This is a genomic window from Salicibibacter cibarius (assembly GCF_016495725.1).
Lineage (GTDB): Bacteria > Bacillota > Bacilli > Bacillales > Marinococcaceae > Salicibibacter > Salicibibacter cibarius.
In genome coordinates, this window is sequence record NZ_CP054705.1 from 252,800 (window position 1) to 270,914 (window position 18,115).

General features: G+C 37.6%; 17 protein-coding genes and 1 pseudogene. 16 read left to right on the top strand and 2 right to left on the bottom strand.

The features are described 5' to 3' along the window. Positions 1–336: 336 nt before the first annotated feature. From HUG15_RS01350 to HUG15_RS23575, 8 genes and pseudogenes are all read left to right on the top strand, one after another. A complete protein-coding gene (locus HUG15_RS01350) occupies positions 337–891 on the top strand; it encodes a TRAP transporter small permease (protein WP_200126531.1) in 555 nt (184 codons plus the stop codon). Next, entirely contained in the window at positions 892–2,181 is a 1,290-nt protein-coding gene (locus HUG15_RS01355) for a TRAP transporter large permease (RefSeq protein WP_200126533.1), read from the top strand. It begins immediately after the preceding gene. A 45-nt stretch (positions 2,182–2,226) separates the two neighbouring features. Continuing rightward, complete coding sequence (locus HUG15_RS01360; RefSeq protein ID WP_246516453.1) at positions 2,227–3,294, top strand: TRAP transporter substrate-binding protein; 1,068 nt, start codon at positions 2,227–2,229, stop codon at positions 3,292–3,294. Between the two features lie 19 nt (positions 3,295–3,313). Beyond that, entirely contained in the window at positions 3,314–4,414 is a 1,101-nt protein-coding gene (locus HUG15_RS01365) for an NAD/NADP octopine/nopaline dehydrogenase family protein (protein WP_200126537.1), read from the top strand. Further along, complete coding sequence (locus tag HUG15_RS01370; protein ID WP_200126538.1) at positions 4,401–5,441, top strand: 3-hydroxyacyl-CoA dehydrogenase NAD-binding domain-containing protein; 1,041 nt, start codon at positions 4,401–4,403, stop codon at positions 5,439–5,441. The genes HUG15_RS01365 and HUG15_RS01370 overlap by 14 nt, the downstream gene beginning before the upstream one ends. Positions 5,442–6,780: 1,339 nt before the next feature. Beyond that, on the top strand, positions 6,781–7,902 hold the full coding sequence (locus tag HUG15_RS01375) for an IS4 family transposase (RefSeq protein ID WP_200125136.1): 1,122 nt from the start codon (positions 6,781–6,783) through the stop codon (positions 7,900–7,902). 304 nt (positions 7,903–8,206) lie between these two features. Beyond that, positions 8,207–8,280, top strand: a pseudogene (locus HUG15_RS23455) (ArsR family transcriptional regulator); the annotation flags it as partial. A gap of 113 nt (positions 8,281–8,393) precedes the next feature. After that, the gene (locus tag HUG15_RS23575; RefSeq protein WP_425504024.1) at positions 8,394–8,633 is read left to right on the top strand and encodes a transposase; all 240 of its coding nucleotides are present in this window, start codon (positions 8,394–8,396) and stop codon (positions 8,631–8,633) included. A gap of 125 nt (positions 8,634–8,758) precedes the next feature. Here HUG15_RS23575 and HUG15_RS01385 read toward each other — a convergent pair whose 3' ends face one another. Further along, positions 8,759–9,490: an IclR family transcriptional regulator gene (locus tag HUG15_RS01385; RefSeq protein WP_200126540.1), complete on the bottom strand. Its 732-nt coding sequence runs from the start codon at positions 9,488–9,490 to the stop codon at positions 8,759–8,761. A 634-nt stretch (positions 9,491–10,124) separates the two neighbouring features. Between HUG15_RS01385 and HUG15_RS01390 the strand changes: the two genes are divergently transcribed. From HUG15_RS01390 to HUG15_RS01415, 6 genes are all read left to right on the top strand, one after another. Continuing rightward, positions 10,125–12,023 (top strand): XylR N-terminal domain-containing protein, encoded by a 1,899-nt coding sequence (locus tag HUG15_RS01390; protein WP_200126541.1) that lies wholly within the window; start codon positions 10,125–10,127, stop codon positions 12,021–12,023. A gap of 21 nt (positions 12,024–12,044) precedes the next feature. Then, positions 12,045–12,530, top strand: a complete 486-nt coding sequence (locus HUG15_RS01395; protein WP_200126542.1) for a flavin reductase family protein — start codon at positions 12,045–12,047, stop codon at positions 12,528–12,530. A gap of 81 nt (positions 12,531–12,611) precedes the next feature. Further along, positions 12,612–13,307, top strand: coding sequence for an SDR family NAD(P)-dependent oxidoreductase (locus HUG15_RS01400; RefSeq protein ID WP_246516606.1), 696 nt, complete (start codon positions 12,612–12,614; stop codon positions 13,305–13,307). Positions 13,308–13,332: 25 nt separating this feature from the next. Beyond that, complete coding sequence (locus HUG15_RS01405; RefSeq protein ID WP_200126543.1) at positions 13,333–13,695, top strand: hypothetical protein; 363 nt, start codon at positions 13,333–13,335, stop codon at positions 13,693–13,695. A 385-nt stretch (positions 13,696–14,080) separates the two neighbouring features. After that, complete coding sequence (locus HUG15_RS01410) at positions 14,081–14,371, top strand: hypothetical protein (RefSeq protein ID WP_246516454.1); 291 nt, start codon at positions 14,081–14,083, stop codon at positions 14,369–14,371. A gap of 159 nt (positions 14,372–14,530) precedes the next feature. Then, positions 14,531–15,484 carry a DHH family phosphoesterase gene (locus HUG15_RS01415; protein ID WP_200126544.1) on the top strand — a complete coding sequence of 318 codons (954 nt, stop codon included), beginning with the start codon at positions 14,531–14,533 and terminating at the stop codon, positions 15,482–15,484. Between the two features lie 24 nt (positions 15,485–15,508). On the opposite strand, the gene HUG15_RS01420 is transcribed toward HUG15_RS01415, so the two are convergent. Beyond that, positions 15,509–16,309 (bottom strand): IclR family transcriptional regulator domain-containing protein, encoded by an 801-nt coding sequence (locus HUG15_RS01420; protein ID WP_200126545.1) that lies wholly within the window; start codon positions 16,307–16,309, stop codon positions 15,509–15,511. A gap of 177 nt (positions 16,310–16,486) precedes the next feature. Here HUG15_RS01420 and HUG15_RS01425 point away from each other — a divergent pair, with 177 nt between their 5' ends. Together HUG15_RS01425 and HUG15_RS01430 are read left to right on the top strand one after the other, a co-directional pair. Beyond that, positions 16,487–17,632, top strand: a complete 1,146-nt coding sequence (locus HUG15_RS01425; protein ID WP_200126547.1) for a muconate cycloisomerase family protein — start codon at positions 16,487–16,489, stop codon at positions 17,630–17,632. Next, entirely contained in the window at positions 17,629–18,096 is a 468-nt protein-coding gene (locus HUG15_RS01430; RefSeq protein ID WP_200126549.1) for a DUF3237 domain-containing protein, read from the top strand. Before HUG15_RS01425 ends, HUG15_RS01430 begins: the two co-directional genes overlap by 4 nt. Positions 18,097–18,115 lie beyond the last annotated feature (19 nt).

Sequence of the window (18,115 nt, forward strand, 5' to 3'; positions counted from 1 at the left end):
TGTGGTGGATATAAGTGGGATTAGTTCTAGAATAAAAAGCAATTCGTTGTAAATAAATATTTGGATTGTCATCATTTGCATCTTCAACGATTCATCAGATGAGTCTCAGTAATATTTTGTAGCAAGAAGAAAATATAAAATGTAGTTATTGTATGGGAGGGGTGTCGGATAATAGGATCTATCTTTATCTTTACTTGAAGACAAAAAACTGGTTTCGTACTTTTTTTCTTATGAATTATATGGATAGATAATTCGATAATGCTAGGTGTGGGATGTAAGGAAAAATAGGCTATGCTGATTTTTATAGTATAAAAATGGGCTCTAGGGAGTGAACATATGGAAAACAAACAATCTTTTTCAACAAAAGAGAGAATATGGGAAAGTGATCAAGGTTTAAAAAAAACGAGTAAAACCAATATCATCATAAAAATGACAGATCATATTAACCAGGGGATGGCGGTTTTAGCCGGGATTGCGCTTGTGGCAATGGCTGTACTAGTTGTTCTTAACGCAATCCTACGTATGTACATTGCTCCTATACCTGGTACTCCGGAAATGGTCGGATGGTTCGCAGGCATAACAGCAATATTTTCACTCGGATATGCTCAATTGTCTAAAGGGCATGTATTTGTTGATTTACTAATTATCAAATTTACAGATACATGGAAAAAAATCACTCACACGCTTATGAATTTATTAAGTATGGCATTCTTCTTAATCACTGGTGTGATTATTATTTTATATGGCGTCCAATTATTAAATAATAATACGTTATCCGAAACCTTACAATTCCCTTTTTACCCACTTGTCATGCTATGTTCACTAGGGTTTGTTGGTTTATTTTTAGCGATCTTAAAAGAAACGATATTGATTTGGAGGGGAATGGATTAAATGGATTATATAATATTGGCAGTAATTGGTCTCTTTGTTTTGTTTGCCTTATTGTTTCTACGGATGCCGGTTAGCTTTGCGATGTTCTTAATTGGATTTATAGGAGTGGTGGCCGTTGTATCCCTAGATGCTGGTTTTAACATCTTAGCGGCTGATGTTTGGTATCAATTTACAAGTTATTCGTATAGTGTAATTCCTCTCTTTATATTAATGGGTGAAATTATTTATCGTTCTGGCATGGCCGATAAGCTATTTGAGGCAGCTTATAAATGGATTGGCCATTTCCGTGGAGGAATGGCTAGTACAACTATATTAACAAGCGCTGGTTTTTCAGCTGTTAACGGATCAAATTCAGCAACAGCAGCTACAATGGCTACTATCGCGCTCCCAGAACTGAGTAAATATAATTATAGCAAGTCTTTGAGCGCAGGAAGTGTAGCAACAGGCGGAACCCTAGGCATTATATTCCCTCCAAGTGCTGTGCTTATCATTATAGCTCTGCAAATGCAACTATCGATCAGGGATTTATTTCTAGCGATCATTGTCCCAGGTATTCTCCTTACCATCCTATTAATTGCAAATATTATATACATAACGTTTAAAGATCCTACACATGGTCCGGCAGGGGCAAGACATAGCGTAAAAGAGAGATTAATATCATTAAAAGGTGTGCTTCCTATAGCAATTTTGTTTGTTTTTGTTTTAGGCGGACTTTTTATGGGATTTTTTACACCAACCGAGTCAGGAGCCTTTGGAGTATTTGGAGCAGTAGTGATTGCATTGGTTACACGTAGGTTGACATTTAGGAAGTTTCAAATAGCTATTTCATCCTCACTTAAAACCACTGCGATGGTATTAATGTTAGTTGTTGGTGCAATTGTATTTGGTCGCTTTTTAACAGTTACGGGACTTCCAAATGCTTTAGCCGGATGGGTAGAACAGTTGGCTTTCCCGAGTATTGTTATATTACTTATGATTTTATTCGTGTATTTGATAGGCGGGGCGATAATGGACGCTCTTGGATTTTTAGTTGTTTCTATCCCAGTCTTTTTTCCAACAGTAGTTGCTTTAGGTTATGATCCTTTGTGGTTTGCTGTCATTCTTTGCGTTGTTACAAGCATGGGGGCTATTACTCCTCCTGTTGGTGTTAATGCATTTATTGTTCAAGGATTAGCCCAGAACACCCCTATAACAACGGTATTTAGGGGAACAATAAGTTTTATTATTGTCTATATTATTTTTATTGGGTTACTTATTTTGTTCCCACAAATTGTTTTGTTCTCGATATAAAAGTGTGGAGTATTTAACACAAAGGGACAGAAAGGAATGGTAAAAATGAATTCAATGAATGTGGTTAAAGACGCAAAAAAGTCAATTTTCTTTATGTTATTGAACATAACAGCAATCATGCTCATGTTAAGTGCATGTAGTTCACCCAACAATGAAGTAGATTCTTCAACAAATGAAGGCACTATTAATTTGTCTTACGCTACTTTTCCTCCGCCTGGCACATTTCCAAACATTCAAATGAATAAATGGGCTGAGGAATTAGAATTAAGGACAGATGGTCAAGTTGAGGTAGATCCATTTGTAGGAGGATCATTACTAGAGGCGAGCAATATGCTTGATGGTGTTTCCGCTGGAGTATCAGACATCGGTCTAACAGCCACTACCTATGAACCTGGACGTTTCCCATTGTTAGAAATAGCAGAAGCCCCTTCAGGATACCAAGATGCAGAGATTTCCAGTCAAGTGGTGAATGATTTAATTGAAGAATTTTCTCCCGATTCTCTGGAGGACTTTAAAGTTGTGACTTCTTTTGCCACTGATCCTTCTTATATTCAAAGTATAAACCCTATTTCTAGCTTAGAAGATATTGAAGGAGAACAATTAAGAATTTCAGGAGGTGTATCATCAGTTTTGGAGGACTTGGGAGCATCTCCTGTAGGATTGCCCCAAGATCAGGTTCCGGAATCCATGCAAACACGAGTGATTGATGGCAATGTTTCCTCAAGAGAAATATTAATGGATATGAATCTTGCCAACCAGGCTGGCTATGTTACGGATTATCCTCTTACAATTACTATCTTTGTTGTAGTAATGAATCAACAGGTATGGGAAGAACTTCCTGATGATACGAAGGAGGTGATAGATGAACTGAACAAGGAAATGAGTCTATTCACTGGTCAATACTTGGACGGTCATATAGAAGAAGCCATGGAGTGGGGCGAAGAATCAGAAGGTGTAGAGATTCTTTCATTAGATGATGGAGAAGAGGAGAGATGGGACAACGCTATAGAAGGGATGCAAGAAGACCGCGTAAGGAGAGCGGAGGAACAAGGCCTACCTGGTGAGGAGTTTCAAGAGCGATTATACGAACTTATCGAAAAATATTCAGAATAACTTTGAGAGGAAGGATAGTATGGAAATTGCAGTTTTAGGCGGAGGTAATGGAAGTTACGCGGCAGCAGTAGATTTAACGGAAAAGGGGCATGAGGTTCGTTTTTGGAGGAGAAACCAAGATTTATTTAAAGATGTTTTAAATAATCAATCTATTCAAGTGAAGGATGCTAATAGTGTTCGTACGATATCCCTTAGTTTAGCTACAGATGATTTAGAAAAAGCAATACGAGGGGCTAAGCTTATTGTCATCCCTTTGCCAGCCTTTGCACAGCCATCATTGGTTAAAGAGTTGGCGCCTCTTCTTGAAGATAATCAAGTTGTATTTTTACCTCCTGGTACGTTTGGAAGTTATCTAATGTCTAGAAGTTTATCGGAAGAGGGATGTAGAGCAAGTGTTATATTTGCCGAAACCGGGACCCTCCCTTATTTGGCGAGAAAGCATGATGAAAAAACCGTTTCAATCTCTGGACGAGCAACTCGACTTCCGACTGGTATATTTCCGAGTGAGCAATCTGGATATGCCTTTGAGGTATTAAACGAAGCATATCCAGCTGTAGAGACCCTGCAAGATGCTCTTGATGGTGCATTGATGAATGCAGGTCCGATTATTCACCCCCCTCTTATCTTAATGAATGCTGGACCTATTGAACATTTTGACAAATGGGATATCCATGATGAAGGAACGCAGCAGTCAATTCGAAATGTGCATAAATCTTTGGATAAAGAGAGGATCAAACTTCGAGAAGCTTTAGGATATAATAGCCCTCATTTCCCACTTGATGATCATTATAATCCGGGAGGGGATGAATGGATGTATGGCGACGGTGCTCATACTGAACTAGTCGATGGTGAGGATTGGTATGAATCGCTTGACTTAAGAACTCATCGATATATGAAAGAGGATATCTCTTGCGGCCTAGCCTTTCTCGTCTCTCTTGGTGACTGGTTAAATATTCAGTTGCCGACAGCTTCAGGACTATTGGCTATTGCTTCTAGTATTATTAGGGAGGATTTGCGTAAGACAGGGAGAACTATGGAAAATATGAAACTTTCAAATGTATCAAGGAAACAATTGACTCAAACATTGAAAAAAGGAACGAGTTTTCATGAAGTCAAGTGAAAATTTAATTGCAATTGCAGGAATAGGACGTATGGGTAGAGGGATTGCTTTAACTTTTGCATACCAAGGTTATGACGTAATTCTTATCGATCTTAAAAAAAGAGAATACGATGAATTCAGGCAACTAAAGTCAAACTCATTAAATGATATTTGGAATCAATTGGATGTTTTAGTATTAACAGATATAGTATCAAAAGAGTCAGTTAGTGGTATTTTGGAACGAATAAAATTTATTTCTATAGATGATAAAGCACAAGACTTATGGAAACAGGCGGATATACTATTTGAGGCTTTACCAGAAAAATTGGACTTAAAAAGAAATGCTTTTGCCAATATGGTCCCGCTTTTATCGAAAAGAGCGTTGGTTGCCTCAACTACATCAACGTTTTCGGTGAATGATTTATCTTCGTACATCGTTGAACCAGAAAGGTATATGAATACTCATTGGTTAAATCCTGCATATTTACACCCCCTTATTGAAATAAGTGTAGGGAGTAAAACAAGTGACGAGTATTTTCAAACGATGTCTCATTTGTTAGAAAAAGTGGGGAAAGTTCCGGTAAAATGTAGCCCATCTCCAGGTTTTATAGTGCCAAGAATTCAAGCCCTTGCAATGAATGAAGCAGCACGTCTAGTTGATGAAGATGTAGCCTCAATTGAAGATATCGATAAGGCATCACGGATTGGTCTTGGATTAAGATTTGCAGTGTTTGGATTGTTGGAATTTGCTGATTGGGGTGGGGCAGATACTCTTTTTCATGCAAGTAACTATTTAAAGGATTCATTGCAAGATAATCGATTTGAGCCTCCGGAAAATATAACAGAAAAAATGGACGCTGGAGAAATTGGTATGAAAGCTAACAAAGGCTTTTATTCATTTGATGAAAGGACGATTAATGAGTATCAGATCACTACACTTAAAAAGTTTATCGATTTGCTTAAACATCTAGGATTTCTAGGGGATAAAAATATCCACAATGAAAGCTCTGATAACAAAGATGAACAAAAAATTATCAATAAAGAATGATATTGGGTAGGAACGATGAGCATAATTTATTTTTATGATGAATAAGGTTGCTCTGTGCTATATCCTCTAAATTTAGAAATCGGTAAATAGTCGAGAAAGAGGGCAAAGGGATAATAGCCATAAGAGTGTCGCACAAAAATTAAAAAGACAACAAACAATTTTCAAAGGCATAAATCCTGGATTCTCGGAAATGCACAACGAGGAGGGCTTAACCCCGCATAAACACGAGAAAGTAGACTCGTTATGAGTCGGCGGGATTCTAGGATAAATACTGAATTTGGAGTTTTTATAGCATCGCAAGTGTAGAGGGTCATTTCAAGTTTTCCAGACTTCTTATTGACTCCGAACCAGAATTTTTGTGTTGACGATAATACTGGTAAATGCGAGTATAACCCATTATCGTAAAATAGTGCCGACCAGCTTCCGGTTGATAAATTTTTCATTCCTCTAAATGCTTGTTTGACTTTAGTTTGAGGAGCAATGTTTGTAGAGGTCTTTCCACGTTTGAGAGTAACGTGGTGTTTTTGAAGACAAATGTAGATTGTCACGTGGTTTCGTAAGATAGGTTCGACATATTGTCGCGTCCGAACATCCGCAAGATCAAATACATCGTTCTGGATTTGTCAAACTATTTGATTTCACTTCTTTGCCGGCAAGGTAGCTAAGAACGCCTTCCAAAGGGATCCGAATATTACCATTCCTCTCTATGTTCGCTTTGCTTCTGGGGTTTGTCAACTCAATTCGGTTTTATTTCATTGTCTTCGGACAGCTGGGAATGTCCTTAGTGAAATCTAAATATCGTTGCTAGTTGCTTTGTTCACTTTGTTTCGATTGTTCAAATCGATGCCCAGGCTTATCGTAAGTGGCATCCAGAAGTTTACGATCCATTGATCCTAAGGTGTAGCGTTGGTTGAATTTAACCGCGCGACCACACTTCATACGGAAAGCCGAGTGCAGACGTGGATACAACGATAATCGGGGATGTTCGCAGCCGTAAACAGATAGAGATGATAGGTCGTTACAGCACTTCTCTCGGGTACTGTCCTACCCAACGCTACAATAGGGTGGTTTGCTTCGTGGGAGGTGCTGCTGTCGCTTTAATGCATCTGAATCTCGATCAATCCAAATTCCGCAGAAACGCTTAAGATATGCTACTCAAAAACAAAAGCCGAAAAAGAGAATCACCATATATGAGTCCCAACCGCCGTTTGATAAGCTCGACTTTATCTGTCTGGCTCAGGCGCGTTGATTAGCCAAAATTATCCAAGCAAATGACTTAAAAAAATGAAGGCATCACTATGACCATAAAGGTAAACCCTACCAAAGGAGTGATGCCTTCATGGGACAATCTAACACACTTTTAAAGGTTTTTAAATCCTTCGTGTCGATGGAAGAAATCGAGAACATTCTTCGTTCACATGATTACCAAGAAGTCGGGCGAAAATGGCTGGGAACCGATCAAATTTTCTTTTGGCTATTGGCGTCAAGTGAACAATGGCAAAATTACCGTGAAAGCGAGAACAAGCTCAAAATTGATCCGAGCCTCAAAGCCGTTGATCACACGACGTTATCGACAAAAGCTAGCATCCTTCCTTATGAAGCCGTCAAAGAGATACTGGAGCTTTTAGGTTCCCGTTTCAATCGGGAAACTCGTCGTTCCATGGACTTGCCGGTTTCGTTGGCAGCGCTGGATTCAACGACGATGACCGTAGGCGAAAATCGGCTCCCATGGGCGCCTTATCACGGGAAACGTAACGGCGTTAAAATGCATACATTTTTCCGTGTGGATACGCTGCTTCCGATCCAAGTGGAGGCTTCCAAAGGATTGACGCATGATGCGGCTGTTGCTCATTCATTTTCGCACCAATTGATCACATCTGTTCGAGACCGCGCCTATGCCACCATCCGTGATTTCGATAACCTTGAAGACGAGGACAAAGGCTTTGTGATCCGCTTGAAAACGTCCATCTATACCGAAGAGCGGGAGCCTATCCCACGTGTAACGTCTGAACATTCCAGAGTTTTCGATGATTATTCAGCGAAAATAGGGAAAGGGAAGAAGCAGTCCAATCACCGGTTTCGTATCGTTTGTTTTTATGATGATGAAGGGAATACCCTTCGGGTGGCCACAAACCTCAGCACCCTTTTTGCCGAAGATATCGCCGATCTCTATAAGGCACGCTGGCAGATCGAGCTTTTTCACCGCTTTCTCAAACAACACTTGAATCTGAATCACTTCTTTGGAACGACGCCGAATGCGGTCTATGGGCAATTATTTTGCGCCATCATGGTTTATATGGTCCTGCGATTTTTATACAACCAGCTGGCACCTGTATGGCGGATGACCCGGCGTACGTTCATTCAATTTGCACGGGAATTGATCCTTGGTACATCTCCATTGGAAGTCAAAGACACCTTAGCTCAATTTCTAGATGACAGGAAGAACATGACACCTACGTAAGTAATTTTATGGAATTTAATGGTAAATCAACGCGCCTGTGTCTGGCTATTTTTTGTTCTTTTTAGTCCTATCTTTTTCTTCAATTTTTGTTCAAATAACTCATTGAACGTGCCAAATAGGGATATCATCAGGATAAGATTCGCTAGGAGTGCGTTTCATTTCGTTGATCCAATTGGTAATCTCTCATACCGGGGTTCGTTGACAAATAGCCAAGATAGGTATGTAGGATGGAAACCAGATAGTAATTTTCCGGCTGTACTAATAAATTTGAAAATAGGATTTATTATATCAAAAATTCGTAAGAATAGGGGAAAGTCTCTCCAGTCCGAAACGATTGGAGATTCTGATCTTTTGTCCCAAGGCCCCAAATCGGTGGAAGCTCAATTTTAATTTCAATGTGACAGGTCTAAATCCACCGGCTTTAGCCGGTTAGCTTTCAGCACGTTGACAGACCCATGGTTCACTTCTACGCTAAGGAAGAGGTGAAGCCTATGGTCGATTATCGTACGGGTAGCCACTCCGTCTATGACATCAAATATCACATTGTATGGGCCACGAAGTATAGGTATCATGTGTTACGTGGTGAAATTGCACATCGAACAAGGGAATTGATCCGACAATGTTGCCGAGTTTCAGTCGGAAACTTCAGTTGGCTTTCAGCCAAAGGTCTTTTAGCCGGCTTTAGCCGGAATAGTGGGCTTTCAGCCGTGAAAGGAACCTACCGACTTTAGCCGGTAGTCGTTCAGTTTTTGCTAATTAACGGTTAATCTTTATCCTGAATGTGGATAGTTGCTGTAGCACAGTGAACGTTAATAATCCCCGCTAAATATCATGTGGGGATTAATTGATGCTTACCTTAAAAATCACAATTAGCTGAAATTTCCCTTGCTATTTTAAGGACATAATTAATGTAGTTGTCCTTTTCTTTTTTAATGCGAACCTCAGGACCCGATATGCTAATGGCACAAATAACTTCACCCATGAAGTCTCTGACTGGCGACGATATACAGAACAGACCATCTTCATACTCTTGATCATCTATAGCGTAGTCTTGTTCCCTTATTTTTCTCATCTCTTGAATAAGGCTTTCATGAGATGTTATAGTATTTTGCGTTATTTTTTTTAACTCTAGTTTATAAATATCATTATCTGTAAAGGAATTAGACAGTAGTACTTTTCCAACAGCAGTACAAAATAATGGTTTTCGTGAACCAACTGATGTTTGTATTTTAAGAGGAACTTTTGGCTCTACCTTAATCAAGTAACTAACATCCTCATTTTCTTCCACCGCTAAATGCGCTACTTCATTAGTTTTATTAACCAAATCATTTAAATAAGGTAATGCGTCAAAATATGGCTGATATTGATAGGAAACCACCTCCCCCCAACTTAAAATTTTTGATCCCAGGCGGTATTTTCTATTTTTTGTTCGAATGAGAACACCTTCTTCGTATAGAGATTTTACTGCATGGTGAACAGTGCTTTTGTTCATCTTAAGTAAATCGGCTAATTCAGAAACACCTAGCTCAGCTGATTTTATGGAAAAACAATTCATAATTCTTATAGCATTCGTGATTGAAGATATCATTTTTTACACCTCCATGACATGGGGTTAAACTGAAATGAACTTTATCACAATAAGAGTACTTGATCCAAGTACTAACATGATTGTCACACTGTTTTCGATATAAATTAGTATGGATAAGTTGGAAAAATCGATAATATTGAACATAAAAATGTATTGTTCGTTCAGTGCTTCTGCATTATCATTATTATCAACAATTTAATAATAAAAAGAAAATGAACACGAATTAAATCGGAGGGTTTAAAAAATCTTGGTATTTATATAGAAATGCAAAACCCTCAACAAAGTCGTAAGGAACTTCCCTAAGTGTATCAGGAAGCATTAGAACAAATTGAACACGCAGACAAACGAGGAATTAGTACAAACTAGAAAATCATTGGTTTGAAGAGTTTTCAATTTCCACTAATCTAATGGCACTATTTGCAGTTGCAGCCCAACGCACCAATAATATACGATTTAGAACTTTTTCTCACTTACTTCCCTTGGATAACCCTATGAGTTTGCTGGTCAGGCTGCAGTTACAGATATTTTCCTGAAATTGTACTTGTAAAAACATTGAACACATAACCATCAAGGCACACTTCTGTTGGCACCGTAAATGTTCATTAGATAAAATAAAGCCAAAGGAGGAAGAGGGATGTTAGCAAGAGATCTTACGTTAGATCGAATAATGGACATTTCGGAAAAGTCATCGAATACATTTAAAAATTTAAACCTAACATTATCAAGTACAAGTGCATGGGGGGTGTTACGTAGAGACTTAATTAATGCTTTAGGAGTTCAAAGAGCAAAAAGATTTTTAGTTAGATATGGATACGAGTGCGGGAAACATGAAGCAATCATCTTAAAGGACCTTATTGATTGGGAAGATGATACTGAGTGGCTCATAGCAGGCACCCAAGTGCATAATTTAACGGGTAGAGTATTTTCTTATCCTGATCATTTCAAAGTAGATATGAGTAAGGGAGTATTTAATGTTTCTGGGAATTGGTTAAATTCCTATGAGGCATCTCAACATTTAGATCACTTTTCTGAACATTACGAGCCCATTTGTTATTTTTTAACTGGATATGCAAGCGGATACACAAGTACATGTTTCGGGAAAATGATAATTTTTAAAGAAATTAGATGCAAGGGTAAAGGCGATGATTCCTGCGGTTATGTAGGGAAGACCGTGGAAGAATGGGGAGAAGAAATATCAGAAGAACTATTTTACTATGATGATTTAAATATGTCTGATGAGCTTGATCAAATGTATCAAAGAGTGGAACAACAAAAAGAAAGATTTGAAACTGGTTATTCATTAAGTCAGAAATTGAATCAGGCTATGCTTCAGGGCGAAGGTTTTGACAAATTTGCGAAAATAGTAGGAGATACTTTAAATTGTTATGTCCATATAGAAGATAAAAATTTAAAGGAAATTTTCTATTATAGCGGTAATCAAAAGGAATCATTTGATAAAGAAAATACGAGCGATATACGCTTTCATATGACAGTAAAAAATGTACAGAAAAATAACATGAATTCTTTTTCCCACCAAAGCGTTGTTCATAACAGAGTATTTAACTTATTATCCGTTCCAATTAGAATTAACAATCAAATTTTTGGATACATCACCGTAAACCTGGAAAACAACGCTTTTAATAAGGATCTTCTTGAACGAATAGCAACAGTTGCTTCACTATATATACAGAATGAGAGAGTCGCTATTGAAACAGAGCAACGGATCACTGGAGAATTACTTGAGGAATTATTGCACAATAAAGAAGCAGATTTAGCAGAGATTGAAAATCGTTTTTCTCTTCTAGGTTATAATTTAAAAACTCCTCACTATATACTTGATATAGATTTTACTAACCTTGAAAATAATAATAAAACAATCATTAGTGAAGAGTACTTTGATATTCGCAACAAAATAACGAATGTCATCTCTCAAAAGAAAAGTAGCGATCCGTACATGCTTATGTCGCTAAAGTCAAACTCCAGCCAAGTTATAATCCCAAAAAACGAAGTAATAAAAGGTGGATTCGATACTGTAAGGAATTTTGGAGAACGTATTTTAAAACAACTAGAAACTCCGGGGCGCAGTTTATTTATAGGAATTAGTAACGAGGTTAGAGATTTATCAGACTTCTATAAAAATCAACAAGAAGTAAAAAAAGCGATTGAAATTAGTAAAATGAAATTTTCTTCATCTCGTGTTGTAGAAGCTAATGAAATGGGTTATTTATCATTATTCCTTAATGCGAGAGAACCTGAAGAATTGAAAAATTTTTCGAAGAAAAAATTGCAGCCCATTCTAGATTATGATAAAAAGAAAGATTCAGAACTTCTTAAAACACTATATCATTACTCACAAAAAGAATTCAATTTGCATAAAACTGCACGTGAATTGGCACTGTCAATTAGCGGCATGAGATACCGGATTTACAAAATTCAACATCTTTCTTCTACTGACTTATCTCTATCGAATGATCGGTTTGAGATGCAGATAGCTCTAAGCATATTGTTAGTTTATGAAGAGATAAAGCTTTAAGTATTTTAGAGGAGGAATTTTATGGATTTCCAAGCGTTTCGAAACACTCTTGGTCATTTTTCTACCGGAGTAACAGTTGTATCCACAAAGAGTGAATATGAATTTCTAGGATTTACAGCCAATGCCTTTTCATCTGTCTCAATGGACCCGCCTATAATTCTTGTATGTATAGACAAAAAGGCTACTAGTCTTCATGCCTTCAAGCCTAACCATCCTTTTGTAATTAATATTTTGACCAAAGAGCAAAAGGAAGATGGTTTATGGTTTTCCAAAAAATCTGATGAAAAATTCAAGGATATTTCTTACACTGTATCAAAAGATGGTGTCCCTGTATTAGACGGTAACCTAGCAACAATAGAGTGTGATGTAGCAGCTATTATAGAAGCAGGAGACCATTATATAATTACGGGAAACGTGAAGGATGTCGTATATGATGATCAAAAAGATCCGCTAATTTTTTTCCGCGGGCAGCTACAACATTTACCGGAGACACAAGTAAACAACTAAAATGCAAAGAGGAGGGAGTAACTAATTTGTAAAAAAAATGGTTCCAATAAGGTCGCAATAGTAACAGGGGCTGGTCAAGGCATCGGACTTTCTATCGCTAAGAAATTTTTAAAGGAGGGATTAAATGTTGCATTTATTGATAACAATGAACGTTTGTTAAATACAGTGAAAAATTTGTATCAAGATGACACAAAAACACTTTTTTTACTAACAGATGTATCAGATAAACAGTCTGTTAAAGAAGGTGTTAGTACTATCTTGCACCAATGGGGAAGAATTGATGTATTGGTGAATAATGCTGCTATTCGTAAAGAAACTCCTTTAGAAGAGATTACTGAAGAAGAGTGGAACCTGATTATATCAGTTAATTTGGGCGGCACGTTTTTCATATCACAAGCCGTAGTAAATACGATGAAGCAGCAACAAAGAGGGAGGATTATCAACGTTTCTTCTTTCGGAGGACAATTTGGTCCTTTAACATCTGGCGCACATTACTCTGCTTCCAAAGCGGGGCAAATTACACTAACAAAAGTTTTTGCTCGATCTTTAGCAGATCAAGGAATCACTGTTAATGCCATAACACCGGCAGCCATTGAAACACCTGAAATGGACAATATGGACCCTGAGAAATTAAATAAAATGAAAGAAAGTATTCCTGTTAAGCGTTTTGGTGACTCTGAAGATGTTTCTGATATGGTATTATATCTTTCTTCACCTTCTGCGAGTTACATTACAGGTGCAACATTTGATATAAATGGCGGTTTATTAATGCGTTAAATTATAAACAAGGGAGATGAAAAAAATGAGTGAAGTTAAACATGACACACCGAAAGTTCCAGAATTGTTGAGGGTATTTTTTACGTTTGAATCCACTGGTTTTTTTGATACAACGCAAGAAGAAAAAGAAAAAGAGATATTGCCAAAACTTAATGGAATCTTGGATGAATGGAATCAAAACGGATCAGAATTACTAGCGACTTTTGATAGAGATATTTTAACAGCCGGTCAGGCTGGACCTGCAAATTGGCACGCATGTTTCCTTTATAATGTACCTAATTTACAAGTGGTTACGGATATGACGCATGCTTTTCGGTCAACCGGTCTGGATCGTTATTTTCGATTGGAAGCTTCAATAGGACGTCCATTCTTCCTTTTAGAAAAATAGGTACAGAAAATTTTTTTATTAAAAACGCTTATATAGAGCAGTTCAACTTTCAGACTTGTTTATTTCTATAAAGACTAGGCGATGGTTAAATCATCGATTAGAAGATTGATTTTCTCTCAATAAGACTCTTATTTATCCCGCTCTCTTCATAGAACCTATATTATGCGAAATGTGGGGGCGGGGGATTTGCAGATCTACTGTTAAATACCATGTATTTAAACAGCATTTTTTCCTAAAATGGTTTTCGCTATGTCAATGAAATTAAATAAGACCTTCTTCAGAAATTTTTCATTTACCAATCTGACTTGTAGATATAGTGGAATAGATTTTTGAGAAATCAAGAGTATACGGATAATGTCTAATTACAATTGGGGGAGGGACTAAATTGAATACAGAAAAAATAATTCATATAGCAGATTTACCTTTTATGCAATTTTGTCTAGAAAAGTATGGAGTTAACAGAGGGATTTATAACACAATAGATGAATGGTTTTACGATCAAGGAATTGAGGATATTATAGAGAGAAGAAAAGAAATTTTGAGGTTCTTGGAGTTTGTTGAAAATCAATATGAGAAGAAAAATGAAAAACGTAAATTTGGAAAAGGTGGATTAAAAATAAGTTTACAGGATTACTACTTCCCCTCGTATAAAGGTGTTACTTCAAAGGTCGTATAGACAGATTAATATTATCGATATATGGGAGTTATTATGTATACCAGTCCATATATTTTCATAAACCTATACCATCGGAAAAGTAGTAATTGAACCCATAAAAAATAAAACTTTAAAGTATCAGTTTTGGAATATATGGCAATTAATAGGAGAATGATAAACATGGTACAAGAAGTTCTTGATATTATTAGAGGGTATAATACTGTTATCATTCATCGTCATATACATCCTGATCTAGATGCGCTAGGGTCACAGGGGGCTCTGGCAGAAATTTTAAAAATAAGCTTTCCAAACAAAAATATCTATATTGTTGGTGAAGAGGATAAATCATTAAAGTTCGTAAAACGTATGGATGATATATCAGACAGTGAGTATAATGGATCGTTAATTATTATTTGCGATACGGATTGCGAAAGTCGTATTAGCGATAAACGTTATAAAAAAGGTGATTTTATACTAAAAATCGACCATCATCCCAATGTTGTGCCGTACGGTGATCTAAATTGGACTGATGTATCCGCAAGTTCTACAAGTGAAATGATCTATGATTTATTCAATAATGGCAAAAACGGCTTGTTACTGACAAATGAAGCAGCACGATTAATATATGCCGGTATTATAGGGGATACTGGAAGGCTTTTATTTAATAATACTACAAATAAAACATTTTCCATTGTCAATGAACTGCAAAAATGGGATTTTTCGATAGAAGATCTTTATACTGATATATATAAATGCAATTTAAATTTAACCCGTTTGAAGGGATATATTCTTCAACATTTTCATATATCAAAATCTGGTGTCGGTTATATCAAGATTAGAAATAATATTTTGGAAAAATATAAGGTAATGCCTAATGAAGTTACTCACATAATTAATATTTTTTCCGATGTAGATGGAATAAAAGCTTGGACATTCTTTATTGATGAAAAAGACCACATAAAAGTTAGGATTCGATCCAAAAAGATACCTATTGATCAGGTTGCACAACAATATGGCGGTGGAGGGCACTTTCTTTCTGCTGGAGCAACTATTCATACCTGGGATGAGGCTGAAACAATGTTGCAACAACTTGAAAATCATGTGAATGTGCATGCACTTGTTGACTATCATTAATGTGAATTTAATATGATAAAATATTTACATTTTATGGGTTTTAATATCACTTGATATATCTTCAGCTGTTTTGCGAAGAAGTGGAAGGAAGTCCTTTAACAGTTCATTCTCACTAACTCTCCCAGCATGAACGGAACAGTTGATTGCAGCAACCATTTCCCCATTTTGATTTTTAAGTGGCACAGCCAATGACCGTAGTCCTTGCTCTAACTGATTTTCTACATGGGCGAACCCTTGATTTCGAGTATGGTCAATGATCGTTAAAAATTTCTGCTGATCTATTACAGTTTGATTTGTTATTGGCTCAAATATGATTTCATTTATATACTCCCGTAAAATATTGTCATCGAGACCTGACAAAAGAACTCTTCCCATTGAGGTTGCGTATGCAGGAAGACGCGTACCGACATCAATATTGATACTCATAATCCGCTTAGCCGGTACCCGAGCAACATAAATAATGTGCGTTCTATCAAGGACAGATATCGAACAGGATTCGCCAATTTTTTTTACCAAAGCTTGCATTTTTGGATAGGAAAGATTCCATACATTTTGTGAAGATAAATAGGCATATCCAAGGGTTAATGCTTTGGCCGTTAATGAGAAATGCCCGTTCTGTGATGTAGCAAAACCCAGGGATTCCAGTGTTAACATAATTCTTCGAACGGTTGGGCGATTGATCCCTGTTTCTTTCGATGCCTGGCTGACCGTTAAACGGGGATGATCTTCGGAAAAAACTTGAATGACCTTGAGCCCTTTTTCTAAAGATTGAACATGGTCACTTTGTTTAATATTACGATGAAGATTATTTTTTCTACTTGACATATCAATCACTCCTGGTTTTATAATTAAATAACGTTGTACGTTATTTAATTAATTGTACACATAACGTACAATTAGATTTTTATTTTGTCAATAGGAATGTGTAGATACGGTTATACTCAGTATTTTTAATAGATTTTGGAAACGCTTACTATCAAAATTTTAAGGAGTAAAGATCTGATGACCATTAAACAAGGGAATGTATATATTGCAGATATACCAATCTCACGTCCGCATCAGTTGTCAATGCATACCATTACAAAACAAACGATTGTTTTAGTAAAACTAACAGAAGAGGATGGTCTGAGCGGTTGGGGAGAAGTCGCTACCATCGGCGGGGCTTCTTATGAGGAAATGACGCCGGAAGCCATAAAAGTCACCATTGATCATTATCTTATGCCGATGATTTTGGGAAAAAAAGCGGCAGACTACGCATGTATCATGAATGATATCCAGAAACATGTGAAAGGAAACCGATTCGCAAAAGCAGCTGTGGAAAGCGCATTGATTGATCTTTTTGCGAAGCAGAAAGGCTTGCCGGCATACGAGCTTCTTGGTGGAAAAATTCATGATTCTCTTCCAGTGGCGTGGACGCTAGCTAGCGGAGATACCAAAAAAGATATCGAAGAGGCTCAAGAGGCTCTTCAGCAGAGGAAACACCGAATATTTAAATTAAAGATCGGCAAGGGGGATCCAAACGAAAACGTCAGGCACGTGCTCGAAATAAAAAAAGCGCTCGGTGATGAGGTTCGTGTTACTGTTGATGTCAATCAATCTTGGGATGAGCAAACAGCCAATCAGTGCATACCTAAATTGCAGGCTGGTGGTATCGTCATGGTTGAACAGCCACTTCCAGAATGGAACGAAGAAGGTATGAGAAGATTGACAGCTTCCTCCGCACTTTCGGTGATGGCGGATGAAGGAGCCCGATCCATTCACGATGTATTTCGCATCGCAAAGCACCATGTTGGAGATTCATTGTCTTTGAAGATACCGAAACATGGTGGTCCCCATGAAACGAAAAAAGCAGCTGCTATTGCTGAAAGTGCTGGGATGCCTTTATACGGAGGGACGATGATTGAGTCGACGTTAGGAACAGCCATCGCAGCACATGTTTATGCTACCATTCCTGATATGATTTTTGGAACTGAGCTGTTTGGTCCATTACTCTATCAAGATATGGTCTCAACAAATGCACTGATCTATGAAAACTATGAACTTATTATTCCGGAGCGCCCAGGGTTCGGCATAACCATCGATGAAGACAAGGTCCTCTACTACGCTCGTGATCATGAGACCAGACAGAAAGGAGGCAATATGATATGACATCAGTATCTAAACCTACCCTAACTTATATTGGAAGTATGGAGTTGAACGTGAAAGCTCCCCATCTTCCTGGTCAAACACCAGTCGGAAATCGACGGATCATTCGTGTTACTGACGGAAGGATTATAGGGGACCATCTTAATGCCGACCTCATCCCCGGTGGAGATGATTGGATCACTGTGCGTGAGGACGGCACGATTATTCAAGATGTTCGCATTCTGTTGCAAGCAGAAAATGAAGACCTCATTTTAATGACCTATCGCGGGATTCGAACAGGCAACTCTTCTGTTCTTCAAAGGCTTGATGCGAATGAAGATGTCGACCCGTCTGAGTATTATTTCCGGACAGCCCCCATTTTCGAAACATCTTCTGATACGTATGATTGGTTAAATAACCGAGTCTTTATTTCTACTGGCGTCCGACTCCCGGGAAAAGTACAGTATGACATCTATATGGTGGACTAATGGAAAAGGGGGTAAATGA

Coding starts and splice junctions, on each gene's coding strand:
- HUG15_RS01390 (WP_200126541.1), top strand. CDS start 10,125: ATGTTAGCAAGAGATCTTACGTTAGATCGAATAATGGACATTTCGGAA.
- HUG15_RS01360 (WP_246516453.1), top strand. CDS start 2,227: ATGAATTCAATGAATGTGGTTAAAGACGCAAAAAAGTCAATTTTCTTT.
- HUG15_RS01370 (WP_200126538.1), top strand. CDS start 4,401: ATGAAGTCAAGTGAAAATTTAATTGCAATTGCAGGAATAGGACGTATG.
- HUG15_RS01365 (WP_200126537.1), top strand. CDS start 3,314: ATGGAAATTGCAGTTTTAGGCGGAGGTAATGGAAGTTACGCGGCAGCA.
- HUG15_RS01385 (WP_200126540.1), bottom strand. CDS start 9,490: ATGATATCTTCAATCACGAATGCTATAAGAATTATGAATTGTTTTTCC.
- HUG15_RS01415 (WP_200126544.1), top strand. CDS start 14,531: ATGGTACAAGAAGTTCTTGATATTATTAGAGGGTATAATACTGTTATC.
- HUG15_RS01350 (WP_200126531.1), top strand. CDS start 337: ATGGAAAACAAACAATCTTTTTCAACAAAAGAGAGAATATGGGAAAGT.
- HUG15_RS01405 (WP_200126543.1), top strand. CDS start 13,333: ATGAGTGAAGTTAAACATGACACACCGAAAGTTCCAGAATTGTTGAGG.
- HUG15_RS01355 (WP_200126533.1), top strand. CDS start 892: ATGGATTATATAATATTGGCAGTAATTGGTCTCTTTGTTTTGTTTGCC.
- HUG15_RS01375 (WP_200125136.1), top strand. CDS start 6,781: ATGGGACAATCTAACACACTTTTAAAGGTTTTTAAATCCTTCGTGTCG.
- HUG15_RS01430 (WP_200126549.1), top strand. CDS start 17,629: ATGACATCAGTATCTAAACCTACCCTAACTTATATTGGAAGTATGGAG.
- HUG15_RS23575 (WP_425504024.1), top strand. CDS start 8,394: ATGGTCGATTATCGTACGGGTAGCCACTCCGTCTATGACATCAAATAT.
- HUG15_RS01420 (WP_200126545.1), bottom strand. CDS start 16,309: ATGTCAAGTAGAAAAAATAATCTTCATCGTAATATTAAACAAAGTGAC.
- HUG15_RS01395 (WP_200126542.1), top strand. CDS start 12,045: ATGGATTTCCAAGCGTTTCGAAACACTCTTGGTCATTTTTCTACCGGA.
- HUG15_RS01425 (WP_200126547.1), top strand. CDS start 16,487: ATGACCATTAAACAAGGGAATGTATATATTGCAGATATACCAATCTCA.